Below are 12,223 nucleotides of genomic sequence, written 5' to 3' on the forward strand. Positions count from 1 at the left end.
GCCTGCCGACCGTCGCCGATCATCACCATAAGCGCGAAGCGACCGCTGAAGCGCATGACTGGCCATCAGGCCGATGGAGCGATCGCTGCTGCAGGACGGGATGCCGGGCGGCCCGCGCGACGCCCGCGCCGCGCGTATTCGGCCCCCGATCCGGTTGGTCCGGATGCCGAAAAATGTCGCGCCGAAACGTCAGTCGATAAGCTTTCAGACTGGTCTGATGATGCTTTCGAATCCTTGATGCCATAATGCCGAGCGTGCGCAGCCGAAGCGGCTCGCGCCCGCTTTTCGACCCTCTGCCGCCGCTTGCCGGTTCTTATTCGTCGCCGTTCGCACTGCCATGTCGTTCCGCACGTCCGTCTCCGCCTTCCCGGTCCAGTCAGGGCCGTTTGCCGGTCTCTCCGGCGTCTTTCAGCGGAGCACGCGACACGTCGTGCGGGCGGGCTGAACGATGACCCCGCTCGACCGCCTCCTCGATTTCCTCGCCCGCCTGCCGATCCGGATCCGCCTGCCGCAAAGCCGCGGCGGCCGCGTCGCGCTCGCCCTCGTCTTCATCTATTTCGTCTGGGGTTCGACCTACAGCGGCCTGCATTTCGCGCTGCAGTCGTTCCCGCCGCTGCTGCTGTCGGGGCTGCGCAACCTGCTCGGCGGGATCGGCCTGTTCATCTTCGCGCTGCGGCGCAAGCCCGAATGGCCGACGCTGCTCGAAATCCGCAACTCGGCGATCGTCGGCACGATGCTGGTCGCGCTGTCGTCGGGCACGATCGCGCTCGGGATGCGCACGGTCAGCAGCGGCTCGGCCGCGGTGATGGTCGCGACGGTGCCGCTGTTCGCGACCGTGATCGCGGCGGTCGCCGGACGCGCGGTGACGAAGGGCGAGTGGGCGGCCGTCGCGCTCGGGATGGTCGGCATCGTCGTGCTGAATTCGGGCGGCGCGGCCGCCGCGAACTCGGCGCTCGGCACGATCTGCGTGCTGGCCGGCGCGCTGTTCTGGGCGGGCGGCGCGCATCTCGCGACGCGGCTCAAGCTGCCGTCCGACCTGTTCCTGTCGACGTCGCTGCAGATCGGCCTGGGCGGGTTGATGTCCACGATCGGGGCGTGGCTGATGGGCGAGCGCATCGAGCAGGTCGCGGTCGCGCCGGTGTTCGCGTTCGTGTACCTGATGGTGTTCTGCACGATGGCAGCGTACGTCGCGTACGGCTACCTGATTCGCCACACGAGCCCGATCATCGCGAGCAGCTGCATGTATGTGAACCCGATCGTCGCGGTCGCGCTCGGCGCGCTGATGCTCGGCGAGCCCGTGACGACGGCAACCGTGGTCGCCACCGTCGCGATCCTCGGCAGCGTCGGGCTGTCGTTCCTGTTCGATCCCGCGCGCCGGCCCGCGGCGCGCGCGGCGGCCGATGCCGCGCCGGGCGTGGTGACCGTGGCGACCGCGGCAACCGTCGCCGCCGAATCGACGGCGGATGCGGCGTCAGTACCGGCTCAGGCGGCGATGCCGGAGCCGGCACCGATCCTCGCGCCTTCCGCGGTACCGCTTGCGGTGCCCGCACCGGCCGCCGTCGTGGACCCGGCCGCGGTCATGGATCCCGCGCAGGCATTCACGCCGCCGCCTGCCGTCAATCCGGCCGCGTCGCGGGCCGACGCATGACGCCGGTGCGCGACGCGGCGTTCAGTCGCGATGTGCGCCGCGATGGTGGGACCAGCCGGCGAGTGCGGTAAACAGCAGGCCGGCCGCGCACATGCCGATCCAGCCAAAGGCGTGCCACGCGGCGACGCCGGCCGACGAGCCGAGCGCGCCGCCGATGAAGTAGCACACCATGTACACGGTATTCACGCGGCTGCGCGCCTCGGGCTTCAGCGCGTAGATGCGCGACTGGTTCGAGATCTGCGCGGCCTGCACGCCGACATCCAGCACGATCACGCCGATCACGAGCCCGACGAGGCTCGTCCCCGACAGCGCAAAAATCACGAACGACGCCGCGAGCAGCGCGATCGCGAGCGAGATGATCGCGCGCGGGCCGCGCGTGTCCGCGAAACGGCCCGCGTACGGTGCAGCCAGCGCACCGGCCGCGCCGACGATCCCGAACAGCCCTGCGGCCTGCGGGCCGAGGTGGAACGGCGCACCGGCGAGCAGCAGCGTAAGCACCGGCCAGAACGCGCTGAACGCGGCGAACAGCGCGGCGCCCGTCAGCGACGCCTCGCGCAGCCCGCGCAGTTCGACCGCCAGGTGCCACATCGAGCCGAGCAGCTTGCCGTACGGCAGCGTCGACGTCGGCGAGCTGCGCGGCAGCCGCAGCACGATCACCGCGGCCAGCGCGACGAGCGCCGCGACCGACGCGCCGAACACCGCCCGCCAGCCGAAATATTCGGCGACGAAGCCGGCCGCCGTGCGCGCCAGCAGGATGCCGAGCAGCAGGCCGCTCATCACGGTGCCGACCGCATGCCCGCGCTCGGCCGGCGGCGCGATCTCCGCCGCGAACGGCACGGCCTGCTGCGCGATCGTCGCGAGCACGCCGATCGCAAGGCTCGCCACGGCCAGCACCGCCAGCGACGGCGCGGCCGCGGCGACGATCAGCGCGATCGACAGGCCCGCGATCTGCATCAGGATCAGCCCGCGGCGATCGAAGCGGTCGCCGAGCGGCGCGAGCAGGAACATCCCGGCCGCATAGCCGAGCTGCGTCGCGGTCGGCACCGCGCCGATCCACGACGCGCCGTCCGGGAAGGCCGAGCGGAAGCTGTCGAGCAGCGGCTGGTTGTAGTAGATGTTCGCGACCGACACGCCCGCGATCGTCGCGAGCAGCAACAGCAGGCTGCGCGAGTAGTGGGGCGAGGCGGCGTCGGTCGGACGGTCGGTGGAGGCGGCGGACATGGCGGCAACGGAACGGAGTTGGGCGGCGTGGCGCGCGGCGCGGCGTCGGTGGCGCAGGCGGCCGGGCGCCGATCGAGCGTGCCGATCATACCGGAGCACCGGGAATCGTGCCGGCGGCGCTGCGGCGCTGCGGCCAGAAGCCCAGAAGCCCAGAAGCCCGGAAGCCCGGAAGCCCGGAAGCCCGGAAGCCCGGAAGCCCGGAAGCCCGGAAGCACGGAAGCACAGAAGCGCAGAAGCGCAGAAGCGCAGAAGCGCAGAAGCGCAGAGGCGCAGTCGGCTGCGCGGCTGGCGCGATCACAGCATGGCCGGCCGCGCTCAGCCGCAATCAACCGCAATCATTCGACGCGGCCCCGACCAGCCGCAACCGCTCGTCATGCATCCGCGATTGCGTACCGTTCAGTCGACCAGTTCCCCGCTCGGCTCATAGAACGGATACGGCCCGTCGCCTTCGTCCACGTACACGTGATGGGACGTCATCCCCATGTCCGGCGTATGGACGTGCACCGCGAACGCGGGCGGCTCGAGCCGGAACGCGGACGGCGCGTCCGCTCGCAAATCGAACGCGACCTGGTGCGCGGGCGCCGGCACGGCCGATGCGAGCGTGCCGCCGAAGCGCGTGAACATCGTCCGGTGCACGTGGCCGCACAGCACGCGCTCGACGTTCGGATAGCGGCGCAGCAGCGCGTCGAGTTTCGTGGCGGCGATGGGCGCGAGGCGCAGCGCGTCCATATGTCCGATCCCGGACACGAACGGCGGGTGATGCAGCGCGACGATCACCGGCCGGTCGCGCGCAGCGTCGAGTTGCGCGGTGAGCCACGCGAGCCGCGCATCGCACAGGTCGCCGTGGCTCGTGCCGGGCACCTGCGAATCGAGTGCGAGCACGCGCACGGCGCCGACGTCGAGCGCGTACTGCACGAACTCGCCGTCCTGCAATTCGGGACGATCGGCGAACGCGCGGCGCAACCCCGCACGATCGTCGTGATTGCCGACCATCAGGTAATACGGAATCTCGAGCGGCGCGAGCAGGTCGCGCAGGTGGCGGTATTCGTCGTCGTGGCCGAAGTCGGTCAGGTCGCCGGTGACGAGCACCGCGTCGGGGCGCGGCACCAGCGCGTTCAGCTTCGCGATGCAGCGCGCGAGCGCGGCGGCCGTGTCGACGCGCCGGTACGCGAGCTGGCCCGGGCGCTTGATGTGGAGATCGCTGATTTGAGCAAGCAGCATCGTCGTTCCTCGGAATGTGTGGTTATCGTGGGGCGGTGTTACGCGGCGAGTGCGATCAGGCCTTCCGGCGCGATCGTGAGGCCGACCGCCGTGCCGCGCGCGAGCTCGATGCGGCCCGGCACGTCGATCACGAGCGCGTCGGGTGCCGCATGCTCGATCGTGAGCCGCGTGCGTTCGCCGAGGAACGCGCACGCGCCGATCGCGCCGCGCAGCGGCGCATGCGCGGGATCGGCGAGCTGCGCATCCTCCGGACGGAAGAACCACTCGTCGGCGGCGTGCGGCGTGACGATCGCGCCCCCCGTCGTCACGAGCGCGCCGTCCTGCCATTGTCCTGCAAGCCGGTTCAGCGTGCCGATGAACTGCGCGACCGTCCGGTTCGCCGGCCGGTAGTAGATGTCGCGCGGCGTGCCGATCTGCTCGATGCGGCCCGCGCCCATCACGACGATCCGGTCGCCGAGCTCCATCGCCTCGGCCTGGTCGTGCGTGACGTAGACGGTCGTCACGCCGAGCTCGCGCAACAGTGCATTCATCTCGCGGCGCAGCACGTCGCGCAGCTTCGCGTCGAGCGCGGTCAGCGGCTCGTCGAGCAGCAGCACGCGCGGGCGCACCGCGAGCGCACGCGCCAGCGCGACCCGCTGGCGCTGGCCGCCGGACAGCTGATCGACCGGTTTGTCCGCATGCGCGTCGAGCCGCATCATCGCGAGCAACTCGTCGACGCGTTCGCGCAGCGCGCGCGGCTCGGTCTTGCGGATCTTCAGTCCGTAGCCGACGTTGCCACGCACCGTGAGGTTCGGGAACAGCGCGTAGTTCTGGAACACCATGCCGACCTGGCGGCGCTCGATCGGCAGCGCGGTCACGTCGTCGCCGCCGAACCGGATCGTGCCGCCGGCATCCGGCGTGTCGAGGCCCGCGATCAGGCGCAGCGTCGTCGTCTTGCCGCAGCCCGACGGGCCGAGCAGCACGAGCGTCTCGCCCGCGCCGATCGACAGGTCGAGCGGTTCGAGCACGCGCGTGCCGCGGAACGTCTTCGCGCAGCGGGTCAGGGTGATGGGGGTGGAATCGAGTTTCATGGGAAGGGTAAGGTCAGCGCAGGGTCAGCGCGGGCGACGCTTCAGCGCGCGCGTGCCGGACGGATCGACGCCGAGCCACTGCATCGCGACGAGCAGCGGCAGCGTCATCAGCAGGAACACGATCGTGTACGCGCTGCCGACTTCGAGGCGCAGCGACGCGTAGGTATCGGCGAGCCCGACGGGCAGCGTCTTCGTGTCGGGCGTGTGCAGCATCCAGGTCAGGTTGAATTCGCCGATCGACAGCGTGAGCACCGCGAGCGCGCCCGCGACGATGCCAGGGCGCAGGTTCGGCAGCACGATCGTGACGAAGCGCGTGGCGAACGACGCGCCGAGGCTCGCCGCGCCTTCCTCGAGCGTGCGCAGGTCGGCGCCGGCGGCGACCGCCGCGACCGCGCGCACCATGAACGGCAGCGTGAACACGACGTGGCCGACGACGATGAACCACAGGCTCATCCGGAACGCGGTGAAGCCGCCGTACACGACCAGCAGCGCGAGCGCCGACGCGAGGCCCGGCAGCGCGACCGGCAGCACGAGCGCTTCCTCGATCACGCGGGCGACGCGGCTCTTGCTGCGCGCGAGCGCATAGCCGGCCGGCACGCCGACGGCGAGCACGATCGCGAGCGTCGCGAACGCGACGCCGAGCGACAGCGCGACCGAGCCCTGGTACTGCTGCCACACCTGTTCGAGCCAGCGCAGCGTGAGGCCGCTCGACAGCCCGCGGAAATAGTTGACGGTGAGGCCCGCGAGTACCGACATCACGACGGGCACGATCAGGAACGCGCACAGCAGCAGCGTGACGCCCCATTGCAGCGCGGCGATCGCGCGCGCGCCCGACACGCGCGGCGCGCGTCGGGCGGCGCCGTTCGCGTGCGACGGAGCGGGCGCCGGCGACGGCGCGGACGAACCGGAAAGCGATTGCATGCAGGAATCCTCAGGCCGCGGCGGCGGCGGTGTGGCCGGTGAACCGGCGCGCGAGCGCGAGCACGGCCCACGTGACGATGCCGAGCACGATCGACAGGCCGGCAGCCGTCGCGATGTTCGCGTTCAGCGTGAACTCGGTGTAGATCGTCATCGGCAGCACGTTCAGGTCGGTGGCGAGCGTGAAGGCGGTGCCGAACGCGCCCATCGCGGTCGCGAAGCAGATCGCGCCGGCCGCGACCAGGCCCGGCGCGAGCGCCGGCAGCACGATGTCGACGAAGATGCGCCACGGCGACGCGCCGAGCGAGCGCGCGGCTTCCTCGAGCGACGCGTCGAGCTTCGACGCGGCCGCGATCACGGTGACGATCACGCGCGGGATCGAGAAGTACAGGTAGCCGACGAACAGCCCGGCAACCGAATACGCGAACACCCACTTGTCGCCGGTCAGCTTCGCGGACAGCATGCCGATCAGCCCTTGCCGGCCGGCGAGCATGATCACCATGAAGCCGACCACGACGCCCGGGAACGCGAGCGGAAAGGTGAGCAGCGCGAGCAGCACGCGCTTGCCGGCGAATTCGCGGCGCGCGAGCAGCAGGCCCGAGATCGTCGACAGCGCCAGCGTCGCGAGCGTGACGCCGGCCGACAACGCGATCGTTTCGCCGAGGCTCGTCATGTAACGCGCGTTGCCGAGCAGCGCCGCGTATTGCGTGAAGAACGCGCCGTCGGCGGACACCCGCACGAGCGCCGCCATCGGCAGCAGCCAGAACGCGGCGAACACCGCGAGCGCCGGCGCGACGAGGGCGACGCGCCAGCGCAGCGGGAAAGTCAGGTCGAGCATGGCGTGGTCCGGCGCTTACTGCATCACTTGCAGATATTGCTGGCCGAACGCTTGCTGGCCGGCCGCCATCTTGCCGAAGTCGACCGATTTCGCCCGGGCGTATTCGCTCGCCGGCAGGAACTTCGCGGCGACGTCGGCGCCGAGCGTCTGCGCGCGCACCGGACGCAGGTACGCATTGGCCCACAGCTTCTGGCCTTCGTCGGACAGCACGAAGTCGAGCACCTTCCTGCCGTTCGCGTCGTGCGGCGCACCCTTCACGAGGCTCATCACGTACGGCACCGCGATCGTGCCTTCCTTCGGAATCACGAACTCGACGTTCGCGTGATCCTTGTACTTCGCGCGATACGCGTCGAAGTCGTAGTCGAGCAGGATCGGAATCTCGCCGGACAGCACGCGCGCATACGCGGTCTGCTTCGGCACGATCGGCGCGTTCGCCTTCAGCTTGCGGAACCAGTCGAGCCCCGGCTTGAAGTCGTCGAGGCTGCCGCCGAGCGCCTGGTTGACGGCCACGGCGCCTGCATAGCCGACGAACGCGCTCGACGGATCGAGGTAGCCGACCATGCCCTTGTATTCCGGCTTCAGCAGGTCGGCCCACGAGCGCGGGACCGGCTTGCCGTCGAGCGCGTCCTTGTTCACGAAGAAGCCGAGCGTGCCCGAGTGGATCGCGAACCAGTAGCCCTGCGGGTCCTTCAGGTTCGCGGGGATGTCGTTCCAGTGCGCGGGCTTGTACGGCGCGATCACGCCCTTGTCCTTCGCCTGGAACGCCGACGACACGCCGAGATAGACGACGTCGGCGACCGGGCTCTTCTGCTCGGCGATCAGCTGCGCGATCGCCTGGCCCGAGTTCTTGTTGTCGAACGGCACGCGGATGCCGGTCTTCTGCTTGATCGCCGCGATCTGCGCGGCCCAGTCGGCCCATTCGGGCGGGCAGTTGTAGCAGATCGCGGATTCGTCGGCATGGGCCGCGGGTGCGAACGCGACGAGCGTGGCGCAGGCGATGGGGGCTGCGAGCACGCGCAGCAGCGAGGTCAGGCGAAAGGACACGGTGGATCTCCGGGCGGGGTCGGGGTAGCTTGCGCGCGCCGCGCACGATGGCGTGGCGCGCGTGTTCAGGCTTGGTGCAACTGCAGGTCGGCGGCCGGCGGCGCGACCGTCGCGCCGTCGCGTACCGTATGCGGCAGGATCAGCGACGTGCGCTCGATCGTCGCGCCGCCGATGCATTCGACGAGGCGCTGCCATGCATGGCGGCCGATGTCCTGGTTCGGCGTCGCGACGCTCGCGAGCGGCGGCGCGAGCAGCTCGCCGATCGCGATGCCGTCGAAGCCGAGCACCGACAGGTCGTCGGGAATCGAGAAGCCCGCGCGGCGCAGGCCGCGCATCACGACCATCGCGAGCAGGTCGTTGCTGCAGAAGAGGGCGGTCGGGCGCGTGGCTCGCGCGGTGAGGTGCGCGAGCACCGCGTCGGGCAGCTCGGCCGCGTTGAAGTCGACCTCGACCGGCGGCAGCGTCGCGACGCCGGCCTCCTCGAGCGCCTGCGCGTAGCCGAGATGGCGCTGGCGAGCGCGATCCGACGCGGCGAGCGAACCGGCCAGCATCAGCACGCGGCGATGACCGCGTGCCGTCAGCATGCGCACGCCGTCGTAGGCGGCGCTGCGGTTGTCGACCGACACCGACGGGCGGCGTTGCGTGTCGTTGTGCATCAGCACGTAGTGCGGGCCGTCGCGGTCGAGCATGTCGAGCAGCGGATGCGTGTCCGCATCGGCGACGGTCAGGATCAGCCCCTCGACGCGCTGCTCGCGCAGCGTCTCGATCGCGTGGCGCTCGCGCGCCGCGTCGTATTCGGTCGTCATCAGGATCAGCTTGAAGCCGGCCGCGGTCGCGAGTTCGTCGATGCCCTGCAGGCAGTCGGCGAATACCGGGTTCGACAGCGTCGGCAGGACGACGCCGACGAGCCGCGTGCGCTCGCCGCGCAACTGTCGGCCGAGCGGGCTCGGGCGGAACTGCAGCGTGTCGATGGCGGTGCGGATGGTCGCCAGCGTGGCGGGGCTGACGGTATGCGGCGCGTTGATCGCACGCGAGACGGTGGCGATCGAGAAGCCGGCGAGCGCGGCGACGTCCTTGATGGTAGGGGGCATGAAGTTACGCGATGTAAACGTTTTCGACGGGAGAATTATCGAAAGCGTTTGTGACTTCGCGATGACTCACGAGACGTCTGTTTCGTAAAAGATGCGATACAAACATCAGACGGTTGGCGCCCGGCGAGCGGGGCGGATTCGATTGTATCGGCGGATGCTGCGGCGCGGGAGGAAATCGGCGACGGTGTCGCGCCGACGTCGATTGCGGCGCTCGAGTTCGGGTGTGGACAGGGCAGGGCGACATGTTGCATCGCGATGCAATGCGCGCGAATCAGCTAATGCATGTGCAAGCAATGGTAGAATCGCGTCCGCCCTTTTGCCGGGGTGATGAAATTGGTAAACATAGCGGACTTAAACGATTGAGTGCCCGGCCGGAAACGACCGGTGCAGAACCCTTCAAATTCGGTGAAACCCCTGACGCGCGCCTGCGTCGAGGCAACGCCGAGCCAAGCCTCGCGGTACGAGTGCAGCGAGGAAGGTGTAGAGACTAGACGGGGGGCGCCTAAGGCGCACGGGCGGTAATACCGCCCGCGCGCGACGGCGAAGGCATAGTCCAGCGCACGAACGGCGTCGTTTCGACGACGCCGGCTTTGAAAAAAGCAGTGTGACGAAAATCCGCCGCCTTAACTGGCTTGCCGGTTCGAGTCCGGTCCCCGGCACCAAGATCGCTTCCGTGCGATTCCATGAAGTTCCGAAAACCCGCGAGAAACAAGCCGCTCGCGGGTTTTTTGTTTTTCAGGTCGTGCTTCGATGGCGGCGGCCTGTTCCTGTAGCTCCCCCGCGCCGGCCAAACGCAAACGTACCGGCGATTGAAATATCGATTCCCCGCAATTTGCTTCAGGCGTCCGCTCGTCGCCCGAATGAAGCGCGCTTCAACACCCGGCTATCCGCTTTCCGCGCCGAAAAACAGCCTGCGTTCTGGAGAGCACCTTTCCGCCGCAGGCCGCTAACAGCAGAAAAACGGCTCATTACACTGCGCCCGTCGCATCGCCGGGAAACATCGACGCGACGCACCTTCGCAGCACGCAACCGTTGCGACCAGCAAACGAAAGACCTGGGGGTAAATCGTCATGAACATGCGTTGGGGGATCATCGCACCCGCCGCGTTACTTGCTGCCGCGGCGCATGCACAAAGCAGCGTGACGCTGTACGGCAAGATCGAGGACGGCATCAACTACACGAGCAACGCGCGCGGCCACGGAACCGTGCAACTGCAAAGCGGCTACGACTACGGCAGCCGCTGGGGTATCAAGGGCACCGAAGACCTCGGCGCAGGCTACCAGGCGATTTTCACGCTCGAGAGCGGCTTCGACGTCAACAACGGAAAAATGAGCCAGGGCGGCCGGGAATTCGGCCGTCAGGCTTTCGTCGGCATCGCGTCGGATCGTTACGGCACCCTGACGTTCGGTCGCCAGTACGATCCGAGCGTCGACGTCTTCTCGCCGCTCACCGCAAACGGTAACTGGACCGGCTACCTGTTCTCGCATCCGTACGACAACGACAACACCGACTACTCGTTCCGCGTGAACAACGCGGTCAAGTACGTGTCGCCCGCGTGGCACGGTGTTACCGCGGAGGCGATGTATGGATTCAGCAATCAGGCGGGCGGCTTCGCGAACAACCGTCTCTATGGCGCCGCGCTGCAATACCAGCAGGGCGGGCTGACGGTCGGCGCGTCGTATCTGAAGATCAACAACGCACGCAATGCCGATTCGGCCGGGGCGATCACCGGCGACAACACGTTCGATGCGTCGTCGCAGCAGAACATCGGCATCGGCGTGAATTACGCGTTCTCGAATGCGCTCGTGGGATTCACGTATTCGCACGTCGACGTCTACGATCCGACTTCGAACGCGTATTTCACCGGTACGACGCAGCCGGCGGGCGGTGCGTGGCAGTCGTGGAAATTCGACAACTTCGAGGTGAACGGCCTCTATCACTTCACGACAGCGTTCTACGTCGGCGCGGCATACACGTACACCCAGGCCCGCGTGGCGTCGACGGTCGGCTCGTTCAATCCGAAGTGGCATCAACTGAGCGCGAAGCTGAACTACGACTTGTCGAAACGCACGTCGGTATTCGTCGAAGGTGTCTATCAGCATGCGCTGAACGCGCACACTGGAACCGACTTCGACTACGCGTACGTTCCGGGCGCCGCCGATATCTCGTCGGGTCCGAATCAATACGTCGCGCGTGTCGCGCTGCTGCATCATTTCTGACGCTGCTCTCCGGGCGGTTATCGGTCATGTGTGGGTAAAAGTCCTGAACTTCGGGAAATGTCGGCTCGACGGGCCACGGCGGGCCACTTCGCTGCGACGAAAGCGCCGCCGTGTGATACTTGGCACGCACGTCACACTCGACGCCGTCACCGCCATCGCCGCACGTGACGCGGCCGATGGAATAAAACGACGTTTTTCCTCCCGCAAGACCACCCGCCATGACCGATTCGAACTACCACTATTACGAACCGTCGCAAGGCCACGGGCTGCCGCACGATCCGTTGAACGCGATCATCGGCCCGCGCCCGATCGGCTGGATTTCCTCCCGCGGCAACGACGGCACGCTCAACCTCGCGCCGTACAGCTTCTTCAACGCATTCAACTATCGTCCGCCGATCATCGGCTTTTCGAGCACGGCCGCGAAGGACAGCCTGCGCAACGTGCAGGAAACCGGCGAGTTCGTCTGGAACCTCGCGACGCGCGACCTTGCCGACCGGATGAACCAGACCTGTGCCGCCGTGCCGTACGACGTCGACGAATTCGAGCTCGGCGGCCTGACCGCGATTGCGTCGCGCCTCGTCGGCGTGCCGCGCGTGGCGGAAAGCGGCGTCAACTTCGAATGCAAGGTGACCGACGTGATCCGGCTTCGCGATCACCGCGGCGTCGAGACGCCGGCCACGCTGGTGCTGGGCGAGGTCGTCGCCGTGCATATCCGTCACGACCTGCTGAAGGACGGCCTCTTCGACACGTTCGGCGCCGGCATCATTCTGCGCGCGGGCGGCCCGTCCGCCTACGTGCACGTGACGCCCGACAGCCGCTTCGACATCGCGCGCCCCGACGCGTGATGCATCGCATCATCGACGCATCGCGCCTTCGCGCCTTCGCGCGCCGGAACGATCCGGCGCGTGAGCGCTGAAGCACGCGGACGCGCACCGACGAAGCAAAAGACCCCG

The 12,223-nt window shown here is 68.4% G+C and carries 10 protein-coding genes; 3 read left to right on the forward strand and 7 right to left on the reverse strand.

The window, feature by feature from the left end; translation table 11 throughout:
- Positions 1-448 precede the first annotated feature (448 nt).
- Entirely contained in the window at positions 449-1,648 is a 1,200-nt protein-coding gene (locus U5A56_RS25790; protein WP_044848005.1) for an EamA family transporter, read from the forward strand.
- A gap of 21 nt (positions 1,649-1,669) precedes the next feature.
- Here the strand turns inward: U5A56_RS25790 and U5A56_RS25795 are convergent, their stop codons facing one another.
- The 7 genes from U5A56_RS25795 to U5A56_RS25825 all read right to left on the reverse strand — a co-directional run bounded on the left by U5A56_RS25795 (position 1,670) and on the right by U5A56_RS25825 (position 9,051).
- A complete protein-coding gene (locus tag U5A56_RS25795; RefSeq protein ID WP_321925237.1) occupies positions 1,670-2,869 on the reverse strand; it encodes an MFS transporter in 1,200 nt (399 codons plus the stop codon).
- Between the two features lie 396 nt (positions 2,870-3,265).
- Complete coding sequence (locus tag U5A56_RS25800) at positions 3,266-4,090, reverse strand: phosphodiesterase (RefSeq protein WP_321925239.1); 825 nt, start codon at positions 4,088-4,090, stop codon at positions 3,266-3,268.
- Between the two features lie 38 nt (positions 4,091-4,128).
- On the reverse strand, positions 4,129-5,160 hold the full coding sequence (locus U5A56_RS25805; protein WP_124487540.1) for an ABC transporter ATP-binding protein: 1,032 nt from the start codon (positions 5,158-5,160) through the stop codon (positions 4,129-4,131).
- A 24-nt stretch (positions 5,161-5,184) separates the two neighbouring features.
- On the reverse strand, positions 5,185-6,081 hold the full coding sequence (locus U5A56_RS25810) for an ABC transporter permease (RefSeq protein ID WP_321925240.1): 897 nt from the start codon (positions 6,079-6,081) through the stop codon (positions 5,185-5,187).
- Between the two features lie 10 nt (positions 6,082-6,091).
- Positions 6,092-6,916, reverse strand: a complete 825-nt coding sequence (locus tag U5A56_RS25815) for an ABC transporter permease (RefSeq protein WP_044844947.1) — start codon at positions 6,914-6,916, stop codon at positions 6,092-6,094.
- Between the two features lie 15 nt (positions 6,917-6,931).
- Positions 6,932-7,960: an ABC transporter substrate-binding protein gene (locus tag U5A56_RS25820; protein ID WP_321925242.1), complete on the reverse strand. Its 1,029-nt coding sequence runs from the start codon at positions 7,958-7,960 to the stop codon at positions 6,932-6,934.
- Positions 7,961-8,025: 65 nt separating this feature from the next.
- A complete protein-coding gene (locus tag U5A56_RS25825; protein WP_044844945.1) occupies positions 8,026-9,051 on the reverse strand; it encodes a substrate-binding domain-containing protein in 1,026 nt (341 codons plus the stop codon).
- A gap of 1,070 nt (positions 9,052-10,121) precedes the next feature.
- Between U5A56_RS25825 and U5A56_RS25830 the strand changes: the two genes are divergently transcribed.
- Together U5A56_RS25830 and U5A56_RS25835 are read left to right on the forward strand one after the other, a co-directional pair.
- Positions 10,122-11,270, forward strand: coding sequence for a porin (locus U5A56_RS25830; protein ID WP_321925244.1), 1,149 nt, complete (start codon positions 10,122-10,124; stop codon positions 11,268-11,270).
- A 218-nt stretch (positions 11,271-11,488) separates the two neighbouring features.
- Positions 11,489-12,115, forward strand: a complete 627-nt coding sequence (locus U5A56_RS25835; RefSeq protein ID WP_321925246.1) for a flavin reductase family protein — start codon at positions 11,489-11,491, stop codon at positions 12,113-12,115.
- Positions 12,116-12,223: the final 108 nt, after the last annotated feature.

Source organism: Burkholderia sp. BCC1998, assembly GCF_905339875.1.
GTDB lineage: Bacteria > Pseudomonadota > Gammaproteobacteria > Burkholderiales > Burkholderiaceae > Burkholderia.